Annotated in this window: 18 protein-coding genes; 11 read left to right on the top strand and 7 right to left on the bottom strand. The window is 72.3% G+C overall.

The window, feature by feature from the left end; genetic code table 11:
* Window position 1 precedes the first annotated feature (1 nt).
* The 6 genes from AQJ27_RS10460 (at window position 2) to AQJ27_RS10435 (ending at window position 5,894) form a co-directional block, all read left to right on the top strand.
* On the top strand, window positions 2-1,036 hold the full coding sequence (locus AQJ27_RS10460) for an ABC transporter permease (protein ID WP_067365272.1): 1,035 nt from the start codon (window positions 2-4) through the stop codon (window positions 1,034-1,036).
* The gene (locus AQJ27_RS10455) at window positions 1,036-1,902 is read left to right on the top strand and encodes an ABC transporter permease (protein ID WP_067365268.1); all 867 of its coding nucleotides are present in this window, start codon (window positions 1,036-1,038) and stop codon (window positions 1,900-1,902) included. The genes AQJ27_RS10460 and AQJ27_RS10455 overlap by 1 nt, the downstream gene beginning before the upstream one ends.
* On the top strand, window positions 1,899-2,657 hold the full coding sequence (locus tag AQJ27_RS10450) for a nucleoside phosphorylase (protein ID WP_067365265.1): 759 nt from the start codon (window positions 1,899-1,901) through the stop codon (window positions 2,655-2,657). The genes AQJ27_RS10455 and AQJ27_RS10450 overlap by 4 nt, the downstream gene beginning before the upstream one ends.
* A complete protein-coding gene (locus AQJ27_RS10445) occupies window positions 2,654-3,955 on the top strand; it encodes an amidohydrolase (RefSeq protein WP_067365262.1) in 1,302 nt (433 codons plus the stop codon). The genes AQJ27_RS10450 and AQJ27_RS10445 overlap by 4 nt, the downstream gene beginning before the upstream one ends.
* Before the next feature lie 100 nt (window positions 3,956-4,055).
* The gene (locus AQJ27_RS10440) at window positions 4,056-4,727 is read left to right on the top strand and encodes a FadR/GntR family transcriptional regulator (protein ID WP_054231141.1); all 672 of its coding nucleotides are present in this window, start codon (window positions 4,056-4,058) and stop codon (window positions 4,725-4,727) included.
* Between the two features lie 171 nt (window positions 4,728-4,898).
* Window positions 4,899-5,894: a PAC2 family protein gene (locus tag AQJ27_RS10435; RefSeq protein WP_067365259.1), complete on the top strand. Its 996-nt coding sequence runs from the start codon at window positions 4,899-4,901 to the stop codon at window positions 5,892-5,894.
* Window positions 5,895-6,015: 121 nt separating this feature from the next.
* On the opposite strand, the gene AQJ27_RS10430 is transcribed toward AQJ27_RS10435, so the two are convergent.
* A complete protein-coding gene (locus tag AQJ27_RS10430) occupies window positions 6,016-6,990 on the bottom strand; it encodes an SMP-30/gluconolactonase/LRE family protein (RefSeq protein ID WP_067365255.1) in 975 nt (324 codons plus the stop codon).
* A 285-nt stretch (window positions 6,991-7,275) separates the two neighbouring features.
* Here AQJ27_RS10430 and AQJ27_RS10425 point away from each other — a divergent pair, with 285 nt between their 5' ends.
* Window positions 7,276-9,033, top strand: a complete 1,758-nt coding sequence (locus tag AQJ27_RS10425; RefSeq protein WP_067365252.1) for a S8 family peptidase — start codon at window positions 7,276-7,278, stop codon at window positions 9,031-9,033.
* A 60-nt stretch (window positions 9,034-9,093) separates the two neighbouring features.
* On the top strand, window positions 9,094-9,678 hold the full coding sequence (locus AQJ27_RS10420; RefSeq protein WP_067365248.1) for a hypothetical protein: 585 nt from the start codon (window positions 9,094-9,096) through the stop codon (window positions 9,676-9,678).
* Between the two features lie 87 nt (window positions 9,679-9,765).
* Here AQJ27_RS10420 and mshC read toward each other — a convergent pair whose 3' ends face one another.
* The 4 genes from mshC to AQJ27_RS10400 form a co-directional block, all read right to left on the bottom strand.
* Window positions 9,766-10,995, bottom strand: a complete 1,230-nt coding sequence (mshC, locus tag AQJ27_RS10415; RefSeq protein ID WP_067365245.1) for a cysteine--1-D-myo-inosityl 2-amino-2-deoxy-alpha-D-glucopyranoside ligase — start codon at window positions 10,993-10,995, stop codon at window positions 9,766-9,768.
* Window positions 10,996-12,011: 1,016 nt separating this feature from the next.
* Entirely contained in the window at window positions 12,012-12,839 is an 828-nt protein-coding gene (locus AQJ27_RS10410; protein WP_079064899.1) for an SCO1664 family protein, read from the bottom strand.
* Window positions 12,803-13,393: a DUF3090 domain-containing protein gene (locus AQJ27_RS10405; RefSeq protein ID WP_067365237.1), complete on the bottom strand. Its 591-nt coding sequence runs from the start codon at window positions 13,391-13,393 to the stop codon at window positions 12,803-12,805. The genes AQJ27_RS10410 and AQJ27_RS10405 overlap by 37 nt, the downstream gene beginning before the upstream one ends.
* 121 nt (window positions 13,394-13,514) lie before the next feature.
* Window positions 13,515-14,201, bottom strand: a complete 687-nt coding sequence (locus AQJ27_RS10400) for a histidine phosphatase family protein (RefSeq protein ID WP_067365234.1) — start codon at window positions 14,199-14,201, stop codon at window positions 13,515-13,517.
* A 98-nt stretch (window positions 14,202-14,299) separates the two neighbouring features.
* Between AQJ27_RS10400 and corA the strand changes: the two genes are divergently transcribed.
* Window positions 14,300-15,298 carry a magnesium/cobalt transporter CorA gene (corA, locus tag AQJ27_RS10395; protein ID WP_067365231.1) on the top strand — a complete coding sequence of 333 codons (999 nt, stop codon included), beginning with the start codon at window positions 14,300-14,302 and terminating at the stop codon, window positions 15,296-15,298.
* A gap of 48 nt (window positions 15,299-15,346) precedes the next feature.
* On the opposite strand, the gene AQJ27_RS10390 is transcribed toward corA, so the two are convergent.
* Both AQJ27_RS10390 and AQJ27_RS10385 read right to left on the bottom strand, forming a co-directional pair.
* Window positions 15,347-16,135: a ferritin family protein gene (locus AQJ27_RS10390; protein WP_067365226.1), complete on the bottom strand. Its 789-nt coding sequence runs from the start codon at window positions 16,133-16,135 to the stop codon at window positions 15,347-15,349.
* Window positions 16,136-16,372: 237 nt separating this feature from the next.
* The gene (locus AQJ27_RS10385; protein ID WP_067365222.1) at window positions 16,373-17,428 is read right to left on the bottom strand and encodes an LLM class F420-dependent oxidoreductase; all 1,056 of its coding nucleotides are present in this window, start codon (window positions 17,426-17,428) and stop codon (window positions 16,373-16,375) included.
* A gap of 150 nt (window positions 17,429-17,578) precedes the next feature.
* On the opposite strand from AQJ27_RS10385, the gene AQJ27_RS10380 reads away from it, so the two are divergent.
* Entirely contained in the window at window positions 17,579-18,562 is a 984-nt protein-coding gene (locus tag AQJ27_RS10380) for an aldo/keto reductase (RefSeq protein ID WP_067365219.1), read from the top strand.
* Window positions 18,559-20,793 (top strand): helix-hairpin-helix domain-containing protein, encoded by a 2,235-nt coding sequence (locus AQJ27_RS10375; protein ID WP_067365216.1) that lies wholly within the window; start codon window positions 18,559-18,561, stop codon window positions 20,791-20,793. The genes AQJ27_RS10380 and AQJ27_RS10375 overlap by 4 nt, the downstream gene beginning before the upstream one ends.
* Window positions 20,794-20,843: the final 50 nt, after the last annotated feature.

The raw sequence follows: 20,843 nt of genomic DNA, 5'->3' as shown, positions 1-20,843 counted from the left end.
CATGAACCGAATAGCGGGAGCCCTCCGCTCCCCCGTCACCTTCTCCGTCCTCGCCGGCGTGCTCATCGGCGCGCTCTTCCTCGTGGGCACCGGCGCCGATCCCTTCACCGCGTACGGCGCCGTCCTGAGCGGCTCGCTCGGCGCCGACGGCATCGGATCGACCTTGACCACCGTCACCAGCGTCCTCGGCCTGGCCCTGGCACTGGCGATCCCGCTGCGCGCCGGGCTCATCAACCTCGGCGGGGACGGCCAACTGGTGCTGGGCGGGATGGCCGCGGCCGTCACCGGGCTGTACACGCCGCTGCCCGCACCACTCACCGTCCTCCTCGCGCTCCTCGCGGGCATGGCGGCGGGCGCCGGGTATGCCGCCCTGGCCGCCCTGTGCGAGAACCACTTCGGGGTTCCGCTCCTGGTGAGCAGCCTGCTGCTCAGCTATCCGGCGTCGTCGCTCGCCTCCTACCTGGCCCGCTATCCGCTCAAGGAACCCGGCTCCAGCCTCCCGCAGACACGGCAACTGCCGGACGGGGTCGCACTGCCGGCCTTCGGCTCGTCGACCGTGACGGTCGGGCTGCTGCTGGTCGCGCTGGCGGCGGCCACGTACTGGTTCACCGACCGGCGCACGGCGATCGGCTACGAGATCCGGATGACCGGGCTCAACTCCCGTTTCGCCGCGTACGCGGGCGTCGAGCGCGGGGGGCTGACGCTGCGGCTGATGGCCACCTCGGGCGCGCTGGCCGGGCTGGTCGGCGCGATCGGCGTACTGAGCTTCCCGTACCGCTTCCTCGACGGCGCTCTCACCGCCCCCGGCTACACCTGGACGGGCCTGACCGCCGCGCTGCTGGCGGGCGCGGCCCCGCTGGGCACGGTGCTGGCGTCGTTCTTCTTCGCCGTGCTCCAGGTCGGCGGGCTCTCGATGGAGCGCACGACCGAGGTGCCGCGCGAACTGACGCAGGTGCTGCAGGCCATCGTCATCGTGTTCCTGGCGGCCCGGCTGCGCTTCCCGCGCGGCCGGCTCCGGAAGAAGGCTGCTGTCTGATGTTCTTCGACTCCGATCTCCTCATGTCGGCATTGCGCGCGCTCACCCCCATCCTGCTGGCCGCGCTCGGCGGCGCGCTCTGCGAACGGGCGGGCGTCTTCAACATCGGCCTCGAAGGCATGATGCTGATGGGCTGCTTCACGGCCGTGACCACGAGCTGGTTCACCGGCAGCCCCTGGCTCGGCGTCCTCGCGGCCGCGCTCGCCGCCGCCGCGTACTCACTGATCCTCGCCGTCGGCGCGGTGACCCTGCGCGGGGACGCGGTGGTGCTGGGCATCGCCATGAACCTCCTCGCTGTCGGCCTGACCAGCTTCCTGCTGCGTACGGTCTTCGGTGTGCAGGGCACCTTCGACGATCCGTCACTGGCCGGGCTGCCGTTGGTCGGTGGCTTCTCGCCGCTCGCCTATCTGGCGTGGGCCGCGGTCGCGGTGGCCACGCTGGTGCTCTCGCGGCACGTGTGGGGACTGCGCCTGCGCGGGGTCGGCGAGGCACCGCAGGCCGCGGCGACCCTCGGTGTCAGTCCAGCCAAGTACCAGTACGCGGCCGTCCTCGTCTCGGGTGTTCTGTGCGGGCTCGCAGGGGCCCAACTCGCCCTCGGCAACGTCACGTTGTTCTCCGAGAACATGACGGCGGGGCGCGGCTGGATCGCCGTCGTGGCGGTCATGCTCGGCCGTGCCCTGCCCCTCGGCGTCCTGCTCGCCGCGCTGCTCTTCGGCCTCGCCGAGGCCGCCGGCTTCCGTCTGCAGGGCCTCGGCCTGCCTCAGCAGGCCACCGACGCCGCGCCGTACGTCGTCACGCTCGGCGCCCTCTTCCTCACGACGGCCCGCCGCCGTCGCCGCACCACCCCCGCTGGAGCCGTCTCATGACTCAGGACCTGCTGCCCATCACCCGGATACCCCGCACCGGTCTGCCGCCGTCCGCCGTGGTCGTCGGCGACCCGGCGCGCGCCGCGGCCGTCGCCGCCCTGCTCGACGGCGCCGAAGAGATCTCCTACCACCGTGAGTACCGTGTGTTCAGCGGAAGTTGGAAGGGGCTGCCGGTCACCGTCGCCTCGCACGGAGTCGGCGCGCCCGGCGCGATCCTGCTCTTCCAGGAGCTGGCCGACGCGGGCGTCACGACCTTCCTGCGGTTCGGTACGGCGGGGGCGATGCGCCCGGGCATCGGGGACGGCGATCTCGTCATCGCGGAGGGGGCCGTACGGGACGACGGGGTGACCCAGCAGTTGCTGCCGCCGGAGTACCCGGCGGTCTCGTCCCCCGAAGCGGTGTTCGCGCTCCAGCGCGCGGCCCGCGCCGCGGACGCACCTCACCACCGGGGTCTGGTGTGGACCCGGGCGGCCTTCCAGCCCGGCCTGATTCCGCTGACCGCCTACGACAACGCGGGCCTCGCGGCGATCGAGATGGAGCTGTCCGCGCTGCTGGTCACCGCGTCGCTGCGCGGTCTCGTCGCGGGCGGCGTGCTCGTGATCGACGGCGCGAACGCGGACGAACTGGTCGACGAGGAGAACACCGGCGGCTACAACCCGCACCGCGACGTCGTCGCGGTGGGCGTGGAGCGTGGTGCGGTGGTCGCGCTGGAAGCACTGCGTCTGCTGGCGCAAGAGAGGGCGGGCGCCGCATGAGCGAGTACGCCGACCTGCTGGTCCACGGCGGGGACGTCCTCACCGTCGACGAGGCGGGCACCTTCGTACGCTCCGGCGCGGTCGTGGTCCGCGACGGCGAGATCCGTGAAGTCGGCCCCGCCGAGGAGCTGCGCTCGCGGTACGAGGCCGCCGAGACCCTGGACGCGACGGGCTGTCTCGTCCTGCCCGGCCTCGTCAACACCCACACGCACCTGGCGATGACGCTGCTGCGCGGCCGCGCCGACGACGTCACGCTCCAGGGCTTCCTGGAGCGGGTGCTGCGCTGGGAAGCCGAGTTGTTGTCGCCGAAGAACATCGCCGCGGGGGTGCGGGCCGCGATCGCCGAGAGCGTACGGGCGGGGGTCACTTCGGCACTCGACATGTACTGGTTCCACGAGGCGGCCGAGCGGGTCGCCCGGGAGGCGGGCTGGCGGCTGCACACCGGGCCGACCTTCATGGACGAACCGGACCCGGCGGACGGCATCGCGTACGAGGACCGGATGGCGTGGGCCCGCCGCGACCTGGCCGATCGCGCGACGGCCCGGCCCGGCACCCGTCCCGTCCTCTTCGCGCACTCGACCTACACACTCTCGCCCGATCAGCTCACCGACATCGCCGCGCTGGCACGGGAGTTCGGCGCGCTGCTGCACATCCACGCGGCGGAGAACACGACCGAGGTCGCCACCGTCGAGGTCCGTCACGGCAGGCGGCCCGTGGAACTGCTCGACTCGCTCGGGCTGCTCGGACCCGATCTGCTGATCGCGCACGCCGTGGATCTGACGGGTCCCGAGATCGCGGCCCTGGCCCGCACCGGCACCTCCGTCGCGCACTGTCCGGTCTCCAACCTGAAACTCGGCTGCGGCATCGCTCCGGTGCCGCGCCTGCTGAGCGCGGGTGTGACGGTCGGGCTCGGCACGGACGGAGCGGTCAGCTCGAACACGCTGGACGTACTGGGGGCGGTGCGGCAGGCGGCCCTGGTCCACAAGGCGGCCGGCGATCCCACGGCGGTGGGCGCCGAACAGGCGGTCCGGATGGCGACCCTCGAGGGGGCCCGTGCGCTGGGCCTCGGCGACCACCTCGGCTCCCTGGAGCCGGGCAAGCGCGCCGACCTGATCGTGCTCGACCTGAACGCGCCCCATGTGCGGCCGGTGCACAACCCGTGGTCCACGCTCGCCTACGCCGCGCACTCGGCGGACGTGAGGGACACCGTCGTCGACGGCAGGATCCTGATGCGGGACCGCGTGCTCACGACGCTCGACGAGGCCGCCGCCCTCGCCGATCTGGAGGCTCTCGCCTGATCCGCCCGTGGATTGTGTGTCCGTTCGACCTGGTGACCCCACATAATGGCCGAAGACATCGGATGACTCAGCGACATCCGGAGTGACAGGGAGGTCGGCCATGGCAGTCACCGATGAGGCGATCGAGAAGATCAAGGGCATGATCGTCTCCGGCACGCTGCGCCCCGGCGACCGGCTTCCCAAGGAGAGCGAGCTCGCCGCCGACCTCGGTCTGTCCCGGAACTCCCTGCGGGAGGCGGTGCGCGCGCTCTCGCTGATCCGCATCCTGGACGTACGGCAGGGCGACGGCACGTACGTCACCAGCCTGGACCCCCAGCTCCTCCTGGAGGCGCTCAGCTTCGTCGTCGACTTCCACCGGGACGACACGGTGCTCGAGTTCCTCGCCGTACGCCGCATCCTGGAGCCCGCCGCGACGGCGATGGCCGCATCGCGGATCAGCGAGCAGCAACTGCACGCCCTGACCTCCCAGCTGGACGCGCTGGGCGCCGCCCCCTCGGTGGAGGAACTCGTCGCCTGCGACCTGGAGTTCCACCGGGGCATCGTGCAGAGCTCCGGTAACTCGGTCCTGTGTTCGCTGCTGGACGGCCTCTCGGGGCCCACCACCCGGGCCCGGATCTGGCGCGGCCTCACCCAGGAGGACGCGGTCAGCCGCACCCTGCACGAGCACCGGGCGATCCTGTCCGCCCTGCGGGACCGCGACGCGGAGGCGGCCCGCTCGTGGGCGACGGTGCACATCGCGAGCGTGGAGCAGTGGCTGCGCAGCACCCTGTAGGGACAGCTCGGATGACTCGGGGGGTGGTTCATGGTGGCGATCACGCGTGTTTCCGGCCCCTCGGTGGGGCAGTGATCCGTTCACTCCCCCGTGCAAGGGGGCTGCGGAGGCCCCCTTGGCACGCCGTAAGGTTGGGGCGTACGTAAGGGGCACGTCGGAAGGAGGCGCTGGGTGATCGAGCTCGAGGGGGTTCCCGAGCTGATCGACCCGGTCATGGTGGCCGCGTTCGAGGGCTGGAACGATGCCGGCGACGCCGCCTCCACCGCGGTCGCGCATCTCGACAAGGAGTGGAAGGGCGAGGTCTTCGCGGCACTGGACGCCGAGGACTACTACGACTTCCAGGTGAACCGCCCCACGGTGTGGCTGGACGGCGGGGTCCGCAAGATCACCTGGCCGACCACGCGCCTGTCGGTGGTCCGGGTCGGCGGCGAGAAGCCACGCGACCTCGTGCTGGTCCGGGGGATCGAGCCGTCGATGCGGTGGCGCTCGTTCTGCAACGAGCTGCTCGGCTTCGCGCACGAGCTGGGTGTGGAGCTGGTGGTGATCCTGGGCGCACTGCTCGGTGACACCCCGCACACACGTCCGGTGCCGGTGAGCGGGGTCACCTCTGATCCGGACCTGGCCCGCACGATGGATCTGGAGGAGACCAAGTACGAGGGCCCCACGGGCATCGTCGGCATCCTTCAGGAGGCGTGCACGCACGCGGGCGTACCGGCGGTGTCGCTGTGGGCGGCAGTACCGCACTATGTGTCGCAGCCGCCGAACCCGAAGGCGACGCTGGCCCTCCTCAACCGCCTGGAGGACCTGATCGACCTGCGGATCCCGCTGGGCGAGCTGCCCGAGGACGCGCGTGCCTGGCAGCTGGGGGTGGACCAGCTGGCCGCCGAGGACAGCGAGGTCGCCGAGTACGTGCAGACGCTGGAGGAGGCCCGGGACACCGCGGAGCTGCCGGAGGCGTCGGGCGAGGCGATCGCACGTGAGTTCGAGCGCTATCTGAGGCGGCGGGACGGCGGCGGTCCGGCGGGCCCGGCCCCCGGCGGACACGCCACGGCCGACGGCAGCGACAGCTCCTCGTATCTGCGGGACAACCCCGGCGGTCGTCCGAAGCCTCCGAAGTCCCCGCGGCCGGAGACCGGCACCGAGGACGAGGACTCCTCGGAAGACTGAGCGGGCCGGGCGGACCGCGCGGACGCATCGGGCCGGGCGGGCGGAAGCCGGGATGACGGAAGGGGCGGTGCGCACCTGGCGCACCGCCCCTCCGCGTTCAGCACCCCGCGGTCTCCTCGCGTCAGCGTTCGACGGCGATCACGTCGTACGGGGTGTCCGGCGTCGGCGTGGTCGTGAACCGGGCGTTGGGCAGGTACAGGCGGTCCCCGTACGCGGCCACGGTGGTCGGCACGTCGAGGTCCGGGTCGGTGAGGCGGCGCTGGAAGACTCCGCTGCGCCCGTCGGGCGAGAGCCGGAAGACGTCGATCGCGTTCTGCATGTTCTGCACCGCGTACAGCGTCCGGCCGGTGAGCAGCAGCCCGTCACCGTTGACGAGCGGTGCCGCGTCGCCGAGGTCGACGAGCCGGGTGACTCCGGTCCTCGGGTCGACCCGGTGCAGTCCGCCGGCCCCGGTCTGCACGACGAGCAGGGCCCCACCGTCCGGGGTCCGCGTGATCCCGTTGGCGTTGATCGTGGCGCCGGGCACCTGGCTCCAGTCGCCGCTCAGGGGGAGCCGCAGGACGTCGGCCGCGTCCGGCAGCGCGCCGCCCGGGCCGAGCGGCAGCGCGTACAGCGTGGGTTGGTAGGAGTCCGTGAACCAGACCGCGCGGGGGGTCAGGACCACGTCGTTGACGAAGGTCTCGGACTCCGTGGTGAGGACGTACGACGCGAGTTCGGCGCCGGTACGGGCGTCCACCACACGGGCGCCCGTGCCGACCGTGGCGATGAACAGCCGTCCCCTGCCGTCGAGTTTGAGCCCGGCCGCCGCCGTGCCCGGCCCCGGCGCGATGGTCCGGCCCTGTCCGGTGCGCAGATCGGCGCGGTAGACCGAACCGTCGGCGATGGATCCGAGGTAGGCGTACGGGCCGCCCCCGATGGTGATGCCCTCCGGACGGATGCCGTTCGGCAGATGGATGACGGTGGGTAACGACTTCCCCGCTGCCCAGGCCTGGTCGGCCGAGGACCCGGCGAGCGCGGCGCCGGCGGCCGCGGCGCCGACGGTGAGCAGTCGTCGGCGGCTGAGACGGTCTGGGAACGAACGGTGCGTGGATGTCACGGTGCGTCCTTCCGGGCAGGACCGGGAGTTGACCGGTCCAGCGATCAACTGTCCCTGCCACCCCACCACATGACCCCCGACTCCGCAGCCTTTGGCCGGTTTGCTGCGTGACATCTGTTTCAGGACGGATTGCACAGGTTTCCCAATTCAACTTGTTTTCAAACCGAGTTGGCTACGCCGGGGTGGACGAGTCGCCGTGGGCGTGCCAGGTTGTGCCCCGAAGGCGCGGCCCGGGGGAGGGACACGGCAGCACCCGCAGAACCGAACCGAGAGGAGCGGTACGCGATGACCGACCAGGTACAGCCGACGCAGGGCCCGGGAACGGCCGGGCCGGGACCCGACGGAGCGGGGTTCACCTACCGGGGAGCCGAGCAGGAGCTGATCGTCGTCGCACGCCCCGAGGCCCGGCTGCGTGCCGGGGCCGAGGGCGTCCGCTCGGCGGCGGGCTCGGACGTGTCGGCCCTCAACATGTTCCTCAGTGACGAACAGCTCGCCCTGGAGCCGCTGTTCGGCAGCGAGGAACGACTGCGGCAGTCCCAGGTGGCGGACGGCGGGGGCGGAAGCGACCTCGCGCTCTTCTACCGGGTGCGCGGCGTCGAGAGCCGCGCCCAGGAGCTGCGTTCACGGATCGCCGCGCTGCCGGGGATCGACACGGCGTACGTGAAGCCCGGCGCCGTCCCCGCCTCGGTGGGGTCGGTCGGGCGGAGCACGAACGGCTCGGCGAGCGCGGACGACGGCCGGCGGACGAAGGAAGGGGCGCCCATCACCCCGGACTTCACCAGCCGCCAGGGCTATCTGCGGCCGGCGCCCGAGGGCATCGACGCCCACTGGGCCTGGCAACGGCCGGGCGGTACGGGCCAGGGCGTGACGGTGATCGATGTGGAGGGGGCGTGGCAGCTGGGCCACGAGGACCTGACCGCGAAGCTCGCGGGCGTGGTCGTCGGCACCCCGCTGACGGACCTCGCCTGGCGCAACCACGGCACCGCCGTCATCGGGGTGATCGGCGGCGACCGCGACGAACGCGGGATCACCGGCATCGCGCCGGACGCGGTGACGGCGGCCGCGTCCTTCCAGGGCATGGGCACGGCGGCCGCGATCCACGCCGCGGCCGACCGGCTGGGCCCCGGTGACATCATCCTGGTCGAACTGCACGCCCCGGGGCCGCGGTTCGACTTCGAGGAGCGCGACGACCAGCAGGGTTACATCGCGATCGAGTGGTGGCCGGACAACTTCGCGGCCATCCGGTACGCGACCGCCAAGGGAGTGCTCGTCGTGGCGGCCGCGGGCAACGGCGCCGAGTCGCTCGACGACGCGGTGTACGAGCGGCGCCCCGCCGAGTTCCCCGCGTGGTGGCGCAACCCCTTCAACCCCGCCAACCCGTCCTCGGGCGCGGTGCTGGTCGGCGCGGGCGCACCGCCGCCCGGCACACACGGCCGCGACCACGGCCCGGACCGCTCCCGCCTCGCCTTCTCCAACTACGGGGCGCGGGTGGACGCGCAGGGCTGGGGGCGCGAGGTCACGACCACCGGCGGCTTCTGGGACCGGCCCGGCGACCTGCAGGGCGGTGCCGAGGAGATCGGCTGGTACACGGACACGTTCTCCGGGACCTCCTCCGCCTCCCCGGTGGTGGTCGGCGCCCTGGCCGCGCTGCAGGGCATGCTCAAGGCGGCGGCCCAGGAACCGATGTCCCCGGAGCGTGCCCGCGCGGTGCTGCGGGCCACCGGCTCCCCGCAGCAGGACGCGCCGGGCCGGCCCGGCTCCCAGCGGATCGGCAACCGGCCGGACATCAAGGCGGCGGTCACCCGTCTGCTGCCGGAGGCGGTCGGCTCGGGCCAGGCCGAACGGTACTGGGACGAGCTGCTGCCGTACCCGCGCGAACTCCCGCCCAGGCTCCGGCTGTTCGTGGCCGGTGACTGGCGCAACCTCGAAAACCCCTCACCCGAGATCCGTCAGGCGGTGCACTCCGCCTTCGCGGGCGGACGGCCCGACGTACGTGTCTGGTTCTCGGACGACGAGATCGTCGGCCTGGTGGTCACGGGCTGACGTGTCCGAGGGCGTAGCCGCAAGTCAACGATTCGATGATTCACGGAAGGTGGCACCCGTATGAGCACCACCCCGCAGATGAGTCAGCAGCAAGGACACCAGCAGGGCATCCAGCAAGGCATCCAGCAGGGGCAGCAGGGACCGAGCACGGCGCCGCCCCAGCAGTTCGGACAGCAGCAGCCCATGGCGTTCGGACAGCAGTTGCAGCAGCCGTTCGGCCTGCTGCAGAACCCGCAACTCCAGAACCCGCAACTCCAGAACCCTCAGCACCAGAACCCGCAGCACCAGAACCCGCAAGCGCAGATCCCGCAGCAGCAGATTCCGCAGCACCTGCAGCAGCAGCTCCAGCAGATGGGGCAGCAGCAGCCGTTCCAGCAGCTGCTCCAGCAGCTCGGCGGGCAGCAGCAGCAACAGGCGCAGGTCCTGACGAGCGGGATCGCCCAGCACTTCTGGGACGTGGTCACCCCGCTCCCGGGCCAGCCGTCGATCCTCTACCTGTTCATCGACAACGCCTGGCGCCCCCTGGTGAACCCCAACCAGGTCACCCACGACGAGGTCCAGCAGGCCTTCGCCTACGGGCAGCAGGTCATCGGCGTCTACGACGCCAACAGCAGCACCGTACAAGCCGTCATCGTGAACAAGTGACGCTCTGAGAGAGGGTCTGAGAGAGACTGAGAGAGAAGGGGCGCCGGGCGGTACGACCGCCCGGCGCCCCGCACGTACGAGAGGGAACTACAGGGCCACGCCCAGGAGGGCGTCCACGGCACGCGAGACGACGCCGGGGGCGCCCTCGTCCGTACCGCCCGTCTCGCGCTGGAGCGCCGCCCAGCGGTCGACCGCGGCGAGCGCGGCCGGTGCGTCCAGGTCGCTCGCGAGGGCCTCGCGGATCTCCTCGACCAGCGCCTCGGCGGACGGCCCGTCGGGACGCGACACCGCCGCCCGCCAGTTCTCCAGACGGGCGACCGCGTCCGCGAGGACGGTGTCCGTCCACTCCCAGTCGGCGCGGTAGTGGTGCGCGAGGAGGGCGAGGCGGATGGCGGCCGGGTCGACGCCGTCGCGCCGGAGCTTCGACACGAAGACGAGGTTGCCCTTGGACTTCGACATCTTCTCGCCGTCGAGGGCGACCATGCCGGCGTGCACGTACGCCTTGGCCATCGGGAACTCGCCGGTGAGCACCTGGGCGTGCGAGGCGCCCATCTCGTGGTGCGGGAAGGCGAGGTCGGAGCCGCCGCCCTGGACGTCGAAACCCATCCCCAGGTGGTCGAGGGCGATGGCGACGCACTCGATGTGCCAGCCGGGCCGGCCGGGGCCGAGCGAGCCCCCGTCCCAGCTGGGCTCCCCCTCCCGCGCTGTCATCCAGAGCATCGGATCGAGCGGGTTCTTCTTGCCCGGACGGTCCGGGTCGCCGCCCCGCTCGGCGGAGAGCAGGCGCATGGCGGCGGCGTCCAGGTTGGACACCTTGCCGAAGTTGGGGTCGGACTCGACGGAGAAGTAGACGTCCCCTTCGAGTTCGTACGCCGCGCCCGCGTCCCGCAGCCGCTCGACGAGCGGCACGATGCCGGGTATCGCCTCGACGGCGCCTATGTAGTGCCGCGGCGGCAGCATCCGCAGGGCGGTCATGTCCTCACGGAAGAGGGCGGTCTCCTTCTCGGCGAGTCCTACCCAGTCGACGCCGTCGCGCTCCGCCCGCTCCAGGAGCGGGTCGTCGACGTCGGTCACGTTCTGGACGTAGTGAACCTGCCGCTTGGTGTCGAGCCACACGCGCTGAACGAGGTCGAACGCGTTGTAGGTCGCCGCGTGACCCATGTGGGTCGCGTCGTACGGCGTGATGCCGCAGACGTAGATACGGGCGACGGGACCGGGGTCGAGTGTGACGAGGCCGCCGGTCGCGGTGTCGTGGATCCGGAGGTCGCGGCCCTCACCAGGCAGGGCGGGGACCTCAGAAGCGGGCCAGGCATGCATGTCATGAGCCTAACCGGACGGAACTTCCGTATACGAACCGGACCAGCCCTGATGACTCGGAAGGCCCTCTTGCGCGACGCCCGATGGTGTGCGTCATCCGGTCCTACGGGGGTGCGGCCGCCCGTACGACCGCACAACCCAACGCGCGCACCGCCGAGGACGGCGGTCCGTCCCCCTCACATGCGCCGTGAGCGCGAGCGCGAGCCGCCGGGTCCGCGCCCCCCGCCCCCGGGCCCGCACGCCGCCAGGACCGGCTACGCACGAGGCGGTGAGTGTCGCAAGTCACGGACGGCAGACCGAACGCCACCCGTCTGCCATCGCCGCCCGCACCCGGCCCCGGCCCCGGGCGCCCACCACGAGGCTTGGCCTCACAGACCTACGCACCGGGGGGATGGCAGCACCGCCGCGCAAGGCACCGCCACGGGCGGCTGCGCGCCCGGGCGTGGACCCGTCCGGATGTAGCCCCACACGGATGTGCGCGCCCGCCCGGGAGCGGCCCCGCCGGATGTAGGCCCGTCCGGGAGCGGGCCTGCCCGGATATGGCCCCGCCGCCCGGGAGCGGCCCCGCCTGATAGGGGCCCGCCCGGGAGCGGGACCGACCCGGGAGTGATCTTGCCCGGATATGGCTCCGCATGGATGTGCCCGGCCGCCCGGGAGCGGCCCCGCCGGATATGGGACCGCCCGGGAGTGAGCCTGCCCGGATATGGCTCCGCACGGATGTGCCCGGCCGCCCGGGAGTGGCCCCGTCGGATACGGGCCCGCTCGGGAGTGGGCCCGTCCGGGAGTGGGCCCGTCCGGGAGTGGGCCTGCCCGGAAGCGTCCCCGTCCGGCAGTGGGCCTGCCCGGAAGCGGCCCCGCCCGGACGTGGGCCCGCCCGGGGGCGGGACCGACCCGGGATGGGCCCGTCTGCTGCTGGGGCGGCGGGACTCGTCCCCGGGGGAGTCGTGTTCCGTGGGACCCGGTTGGCGTAGTCGGTGCGAGGTGAGCGCGCCCGGGCCCTGGACGGTCGAGGGGGTTTACACGGGTGGCCAGGGGATCGCCGGCCACTCTCCGCTCGGCTCCGGGTGTTTGCCCGAGGCGAGCATCGCCTCGACACGCACGCGTGTGGCGTCGATTTCGGCGATGGTGATGAGTTCGGCCAACCGGGTGGCGAGCGGCGCGCCCGGCGCCAGCCCGTCCCGCAGGGAGGTGAGGACCTCGACCGCCTCCGGCGTCAGCGACTCCCCCGCCCACCCCCACAGCAGCGTGCGCAGCTTGTTCTCGGCGTTGAAGGTGACCCCGTGGTCGATGCCGTACAACCGCCCCTCACCGGCGGGCAGCAGATGCCCTCCCTTGCGGTCGGCGTTGTTGATCACGGCGTCGAGCACGGCGAGCCGCCGCAGCCGCACGTCGTCGGCGTGCACGAGCAGCGCCGTCTCTCCCTCGCCGACCTCCGCGAAGCCGATCGCCTTCCAGCCCGCCGCGGGCTCCTCGGCCTCCACCAGGGCCAGCAGCCCGTCCCCGTCGGCCTCCGGCAGGGCCTCGATCCACAGCTGGCACATGCCCTCGCCGTAGGGCCCGTCGCGCAGCACGGTGGTGGGGACCAGCCCCCAGCCCGTGGCCTCGGAGACCTCGTACGCGGCCACCTCACGCTGGGCGAGGGTCCCGTCGGGAAAGTCCCACAGGGGCCGCTCCCCGGCGATCGGTTTGTAGACGCAGAACGCGTCCCTGCCCTCGAACGAAACGGAGCAGTACAGCACCGCGTTCGAGGCCTCACGGATCCGTCCGCGCACCTTCAGCTCGCCCAGGGCGAGCAGCTCGGCCGTGGTCACGCTCCGCGGCGGTATCCGTTCTGGCGCGGACATACGTGTCCTTCCGGGTCGAGCGGGAGGCTGCACAGCGGGCAGGGCGGCCGGCCCGCGTTGACGACGTCGAGAGCGCGCTTGGCGAAGGCCCTGGCCTGCGCGCCGGTGAGCCGGACGCGGAGCATCGGCGGGCCGTTCTCCTCGTCCTGGAGCAACCTTTCCTCGGCCTCGGCGAGGTCCTCGTCGGTGTCGGCGTCGAGCTCCACGAGGGCCTGTGCCTCGACGATCATGCGCTGTTCGTCACCGTCCCAGGCCAGCGCCATCGTGCCGACCCGGAACTCCTCCTCCACCGGGGTGTCGAGAGGGGCGGTGTCGGACACCTCGGCGGGGACCATGGCCGGGACGGGCGCGCTGCCGCCGGTGCGCCGTACGACTTCGTCAAGGAGCTCGTCCATACGTTCGGCGAGTGCGGCGACCTGGGTCTTCTCCAAGGCGACGCTGGTCACCCTGGGGCCTGAGGAGGCCTGCAGGAAGAAGGTACGGCGCCCGGGCAACCCGACCGTACCGGCCACGAAACGGTCCGGGGGGTCGTAGAGGAACACCTGACGGGACACGTCCTGTCTCCATTGGAATCGGCATGTGGACCGGCTGACTGCCTCGGCCCTCATCGGCTGCTGACAACTTGCTGACAACTACTGCGCTGCTTCGACCGCTTCACCCTACTGCGGCCGACGATCACGGTGCGCCCGCACCGCCCCCGACCGGGGCGTCCCCGCTGGGGGGCTCCTCGCGCGGCGCCAGGGAGGCGAGGTCGCCGGTGTCCCCGAGACGCACGAGGAAGGGACGCAGTCGTGTGTAACGGATCGCGGTGATGGAACACGGTTCTACAGAGATCCGCTGGAAGAGGTCGAGATGAAGTCCGAGTGCGTCCGCGACAAGGGATTTGATGATGTCGCCGTGCGAGCACATGACGTAGACGGCGTCGCCGCCGTGGTCGCGCTCCACGCGCGCGTTCCACTCGCGCACCGCTTCGGCCGCCCGCGTCTGCATGGCCCGCATCGATTCTCCGCCGGGGAACGCGGCCGCGGACGGGTGGGCCTGTACGACCTCCATCAGCGGCTCGTCCTTCAGCTCGGCGAGCTTGCGGCCGGACCAGTCGCCGTAGTGCGCCTCCCCGATCCGCTCGTCGGTGTGCACACGCAGCTCGGGGCGGGCGTCGAGCAGCGGCTGCACGGTCTCCTGGCAGCGCTGCAGGGGGCTGGTGACGACTTCGGAGATCGGCAGCGCGGCGAGCCGCCCGGGCAGCGCCGCGGCCTGCTGGGCGCCGCGCTCGTCGAGGGCGACGCCGGGCGTCCAGCCGGCGAGCAGCCCAGCGGTGTTGGCGGTCGAACGTCCGTGCCGTACGAGAATCAGGGTGGGCATGCGGCCCAGCGTAAACGGGTGGCTCGGGGACCCGGAGGGGCCTGTGGACAACGGCGGCCGGAGTGCGGTGGCGACCGGGCGACGGGAGAATACGCTCCGTGATCGTCGACTGCGCCATTTACCGTCTCGGGCGCCGGACGGAGGGCCCCGAGGACCTCTCCGACGCCCTGGACCTGGCACGCGCCGAGGGCGACGCGTTCATCTGGATCGGGCTGTACGAGCCGACGGAGCAGGAGTTCGACCTCGTCACCGAGGAGTTCGGACTGCACCCGCTGGCGGTCGAGGACGCCCTCAAGGCGCATCAGCGGCCCAAGCTGGAGATGTACGACGATTCGCTGTTCGTGGTCCTGAAGCCGGTCGCGTACGAGGCGGAGAGCGATGTCGTCACCACCGGTGAGGTGATGGTGTTCATCGGGGACTCCTTCGTGGTGACCGTCCGGCACGGCGAGTGCTCGCCTCTCGCGCAGGTGCGCCGCCGGCTGGAGCAGGACCCCGAGATGCTGCGGCACGGGCCGACGGCGGTGCTCTACTCGATCGCCGACGCCACGGTCGACCACTACCTGGAGGTGGCGACCGAGCTCCAGACGGACCTGGAGGAGCTGGAGGCGGAGGTCTTCTCGCCGAACGGCGGCGGTTCACGGAACACCGCGTCCAGGATCTACACGTTCAAGCGGCAGATCCTGGAGTTCCGGCGGGCCACGGTCCCACTGACCGTTCCGCTGACCCGGCTCTCGGGCTCGGGCGCCGCCGGCGCCGCGGTGCCGTTCGTGAACGAGAAGGCGCAGCCCTTCTTCCGCGACGTCAACGACCATCTGGCCCGTGTGAACGAGTCGGTGGAGGGCCTGGACCGGCTGGTCTCGGACGTCCTCGCGGCGCATCTCGCGCAGATGAGCGTGCGCCAGAACGACGACATGCGGAAGATCTCGGCGTGGGCGGCCATGGCCGCGGTCCCCACGATGATCGCCGGCATCTACGGCATGAACTTCGACCACATGCCCGAGTTGCACTGGCTCTGGTCGTACCTGGTGGTGATCCTGGCGATGGTGGCGCTGGAATTCCTGCTGTACCACCTCTTCAAGCGGCGAGGCTGGCTGTGACCGGCGCGCGACCGGGTGGGCGACGTGCGCAGGGTTCGCGACCCCGGCTCACACCACCTCCGGCGCGGGGGGCGCGGGGCCGCCCAGGGCGTCGCGGTGTTCCGGCATCTTCAGGGAGACCATGCGGCGCCAGCCCGCGACGCGCTCGTAGGCGTAGACGGTGTGGATGGCCGCGGCGAGCGTCGCGGCCCTGGCCCTCGACCAGCCGAGAATGCCTCCCATGCGGGCCATCACGGCGAGACTGACGTCCCGGTAGACGCGGATCTCGGCGAGCGCGCACGCGCGCAGCGTCCGCCGGATGGCGTGGTCGTGTCCGGCGGACGCGAAGCGGAGCAGCTCCTCGTGGCAGTAGGCGAGGTGCCGGTCCTCGTCCTCGGAGATCATCCGGATCGCACGACCGATGTCGGGATGGTCGGCGAAGTGCCTGACCAGCAGCTCCATCTGCTCGGAGGCACGCTGCTCGGTGACCCTGCTGTGGGCGAGGTAGGTGACGATGTCCCGCACGGTGAGTGGCTGCCGGCTCCTCAGCTTGTCGTGGGCGAGGCCGATCCCGTGCCGTTCCAGGAGCATCGTGTAGTCGGTGTCGGCCGGGACCTCGACCGGCGTGAGGCCGCGCTTGTTCATCAGGGCGTTGAAGATCCGCCCGTGCTTGTCCTCGTCGGCGCCGTGCCGGGTGATCTTCGGGGCGAGTTCGCGTGCGCTCGGCGGAACGAGGGCGGCGATGCGCGCGTTCTCCCAGCCACCCTGCGACTCCCCGCTGGCGGCGATGGAGCAGAAGAGCCGGAACGACTCGTCGTTGTCGAGGATCTCCTGGAACAGACTCTTGGCCGAAAGCATCGATGACACCCTTTCTGCAGGGTCCGCAGAAAACGAGTCAAAGGGGACGCCGAGGGCCCGGCAACCGATGTGTCGGACAAATGCGCCGAACGAAGGATGACGGGGCGGGCCCCAGCGCGTAACCCAAGGCACGCCCGCGCGTTGTTCCCCGTGACGGCCGTGGCGGGGAAGACCCCCCGAGCCCCCACCACGGCCGCAGAACTTCTTCCGTCCCTCCAGGGGAAGGGTTGCGACGCGCTACGCCAGACCGGCCCGCTCCAGCGCGTCCGAACCGGCGCGGAGCGAGGCGATCCGGTCCTCCAGCGTGAAGCCGGCCGGCGACAGCGTGAGCGTGGTGACCCCCGCCGCCGCGTAGGCCTTCATCCGGTCGGCGATGCGGTCCACGGAGCCGAGCAGGGTGGTCTGGTCGATCAGCGCGTGCGGAACGGCGGCGGCCGCGCCCTCCTTGTCGCCGGACAGGTACTTGTCCTGGATCTCGGCGGCCTCCTTCTCGTACCCCATGCGCTGGGCCAGCTGGTTGTAGAAGTTCTGCTTACGGCTGCCCATGCCGCCGACGTACAGCGCGGTGTAGGGGCGGAACATGTCGGCGAGCGCCGTCACGTCCTTGTCGGCGCCGACGGCGAGCGGCAGCGTCGGACAGACGTCGAAGCCCTCCATGGTCTTGCCGGCCTTCTCGCGACCCGCGCGCAGATGGCGCAGCGCGGTGTCCTCGAGGTGCTCGGCCGAGGGGAAGATCAGCAGGGCGCCGTCGGCGATCTCGCCGGTCTGCTCCAGGTTCTTGGGGCCGATCGCGGCGATGTACAGCGGGATGTGCTCGCGCTGCGGGTGCACCGTCAGCTTGATCGGCTTGCCCGGACCGTCCGGCAGCGGCAGCGTCCAGTGCTCACCCTCGTACGACAGCCGCTCGCGGGTCATCGCCTTGCGTACGATCTCGACGTACTCGCGGGTGCGGGCCAGCGGCTTGTCGAACTTGACGCCGTACCAGCCCTCGGAGACCTGCGGCCCGGAGACGCCGAGGCCGAGGCGGAAGCGCCCGCCGGAGAGCGAGTCGAGCGTCGCGGCGGTCATCGCGGTCATCGCGGGCTGACGGGCCGGGATCTGGAAGATCGCCGAGCCGACGTCGATGCGCTCGGTCTTGGCGGCGACCCAGGTGAGCACGGTGGCCGCGTCCGAGCCGTAGGCCTCGGCGGCCCAGCACACCGCGTATCCCAGTCGGTCGGCCTCCTGGGCGACGGCGAGATTGTCCGCGTCCATTCCGCCGCCCCAGTAGCCGAGGTTGATCCCGAGCTGCATGGCCGATCCCCTTACCGATCAGTAACGTCCCTTGTGCCGCCGACCCTAGCGCGCTGGTGGGCGCGGTGACAGGAACGGGTTCAGGTCTGATCATCCATGTTGTCCACAGGGCCCCCACGACGCGAGTTCTGGCCAGTAATCTCGGCGTCCATGGAGCAGAGGCATCTCGGCCGTACCGGCCTTCGTGTGTCCCGGATCGGACTCGGCACCCTCACGTGGGGGCGGGATACCGACGAGCACGACGCCGCGGAGCTGTTGAAGGTGTTCTGGGAAGCGGGCGGGAACCTCGTCGACACCGCGGATGTGTACGGGGACGGGGAGTCGGAGTACCTGCTCGGACAACTCATAGAAGGCCTCGTGCCGCGTCGCGACCTGGTCATTTCCACGAAGGCGGGCAGTGTGCCCGACCCGGACCGGCGGTTCGACGGCTCGCGCGGGCACCTCCTGTCGGCGCTCGACGCCTCGCTCCAGCGCCTCGGCACGGACTACGTGGATCTGTGGCACGTCCACGCCTTCGACCCGGACACCCCGCTGGAGGAGACCCTCCAGGCGCTCGACCTCGCGGTCAGCAGCGGTCGCGCGCGGTACGCGGGGGTGTCCAACTTCTGCGGCTGGCAGCTCGCCAAGGCGGCGACCTGGCAGCTCGCGGCGCCCGGCACACGGACACGGATCGCGAGTACGCAGATGGAGTACTCCCTGCTCCAGCGCGGCGTGGAGAGGGAGGTGCTGCCCGCGGCGCTCGACCTGGGCGTGGGTCTGCTGCCGTCCTCACCGCTCGGGCGGGGTGTGCTCACCGGGAAGTACCGGGGTGGCACACCGTCGGACTCCCGCGGCGGCTCGGAGCACCTCGCGCCGTTCGTCGCGCCGTACCTGGACGACACGGCGAGCGGCATCGTGGACGCGGTGACGACGGCGGCGGACGGCCTCGCGGTCACGCCGTTGCAGGTCGCCCTCGCCTGGATCCGCGACCGGCCCGGTGTCGCCGCCCCGATCGTCGGCGCGCGCAACGCGCAGCAGCTCACGGCCGCGTTGTCAGTGGAGACCCTTAGTCTTCCTGACGAGATCTGCCGGGCGCTCGACGACGTGTCGGCACCGGTGCACCACTATCCCGATCACGACTGGAGCACGCTGTGAGCACGGAGCCCGAGACCACGGAGGAAGTGGAGCCGGGGACGCCGGGCGCGGGAGCGACCGCCGACCCGCAGGACGTGGACACGGATACAGACGCGGACACAGACACGGATACAGACGCGGCCGCGGTCACGGACGCCGTCGAGGGCGGCACGGAGACCGAAGGCGCGGCGGACGCCGCCAAGCTGTCCGAGGCAGCGGCCGAGCTGGCGGCGCAGCGGCTGGAGCGGGAGCGGATCGAGCGGCGGAAGGCCGAGAAGCAGGGGCCGATCGCGGCCGGGACCAAGCTCAGCGGGACGGCCGCCGATCTGCTCGCGGCGGTGCGGGCCGTGGAAAGCGGCGAGAAGCCTGTGGCCACCGCCTTCCGTGAGCCCGAGCCGACGCCGCGCAGGGCGGTCGCCCCGGAGCCCGTGCCGCGCCCGCAGCCGGTGGCCGCCCCGGCCGAGACCTCGGCGGCCCTCGCGCCGGAAGCCGCCGCCGCCGTACGCGCCGTGCTGGGCGAGGGCGGCGCACCCGACGCCCTCGCACCGGGGGCCCTCGCGGCACTCGGCGAGGGCGCGGACGACCAGCTGCGCGAGGACCCCTGGCAGTTGCTGCGGGTCGCCGGGGTGCGGCCCGAGCAGGCCGACGGGTTCGCCCGCGCGCTGCTCGGCGCGGAGTGCCGCCCGGACGACGAGCGGCGCGGCCGGGCGGTCACCGTATGGCTCCTCGAGCAGGCGGCCCTCGCCGGGCACACCGCTCTCGACGCCCCGGCGCTCACCGCCGCGCTCGCCCAGCGCGCGGTGCCGGATCCGGACGCGGCCGTGCAGAGCGCCCTCGCGGAGGGCGACGCACTGGTCTTCCAGGACGCCCTCGACACCGCGCCCCCGGCTCAGGAGGAGGGCGCCGAGGAGTCCGAGGAGCGTCCGGTCCGCGTCCTCATCGGCCTGGAGCGGTACGCGCTGGCCGAGGAGAGCCTCGCCGACGGACTCGCCCGGGTCATGAACTCCGTGCCGAAGACGGACGGCTCCGCCGACGGATGGGAGCAGGCCGCCGCGTCGGCCACCCGCTCCGCCGCGGAGCTGATCCGGGCGGTCGCGGGCCACGGCCTGGTCCTGCACACCGGCGGGCACGCGTCCCAGGCCGAGACGGCGGCACTGCTGCACGCCGCGCGCGGTCTCGGCCTGCGCGGCTGGGCGGCCACCCACACGCCGAGCGGCCGCGACGACTGCACGGCCCGCATGGCGCGGTACGACCTGCCGGACGGCCCCTCGGGCGACGCCGGGGACGGGCCGGTCACCGGGGTCGCCACCGTCGCGGGACTCCTCTCCGGCGCCGAGGGCCCTGGCCGGGACACGGACGGCGCCTTCGACCTGGACCTCCTGGTCGTCCTGGACGCACCGCAGCTGGACGTCGAGACGGCGGCCATGCTCGCCGAGTCGCTGCCGGACGGCGCACGGCTGGTGCTGAGCGGGGACCCTGGAGTGCTGTGGTCGGCGGGTCCGGGGCGGGTCTTCGCCGATCTGCTCGCCGCTCGGGTGTGCCCGCAGGTGGCCTCGCGGACGCCGGACCCCGGCCCCGTCGGGGAGCTGGTCTCCGGGGTCGGCATCGGCGAGCTGAACCAGGTCGAGGCGCCCGGCAAGGAAGTCGTGATCGTCCCCGTGCGGGACGCCGGCGAGGCGGTGCACCGGACCGTGCAGCTGGTCGCGGACTCGGTGCCGCGCGCCATCGGCATCCCGGCCGAGCAGACGCAGGTGATCACCCCGGGGCACGGCGGCGCCGTCGGCACCCGCGCACTCAACAGCGCGCTCAAGGAGCGGCTGAACCCGGGCCCCGGCCGCTTCGGGGGCTTCGACCCCGGGGACCGTGTCGCCCACTCCCCCGCTCCGGGTCGTACGACGGTGGGGCACGTGGTGAAGGCCGATGCCGACGGGCTGCACCTGGAGTGCTCGGGTCTGCCCGTCGTCGTACCGAAGGAGCGGGTGGAGCAGTCCGTACGGCACGGCTGGGCGCTCACGGCGCACCAGGCGGTCGGTCTGCGCTGGCCCGCCGCGGTCGTGGTGCTCCCCGGTGACGCAGCGGCGGCCCTGACCAGGCCCTGGGTGTACACGGCCTTCGGCCGGGCCGAGCGCCATCTGTCCGTGGTCCACGGGGTGGAGCAGGCCCTGCAGCGGGCGGTGGCCGAGGTCCCGCAGAAGCCGCGCACCACGCGCCTGCCCGCCCTGCTCAAGGCACAGGTCCCGGCGGCGGGCTGAGCCGCCGCCCAGGGACAGGGCTCCCGTACGCGGGAAGGTGGCGGCCACCG

It is taken from the genome of Streptomyces olivochromogenes (genome assembly GCF_001514115.1).
In the GTDB taxonomy this organism is placed as follows: domain Bacteria; phylum Actinomycetota; class Actinomycetes; order Streptomycetales; family Streptomycetaceae; genus Streptomyces; species Streptomyces olivochromogenes.
This window is presented reverse-complemented; position numbering and strand designations above follow the sequence as displayed.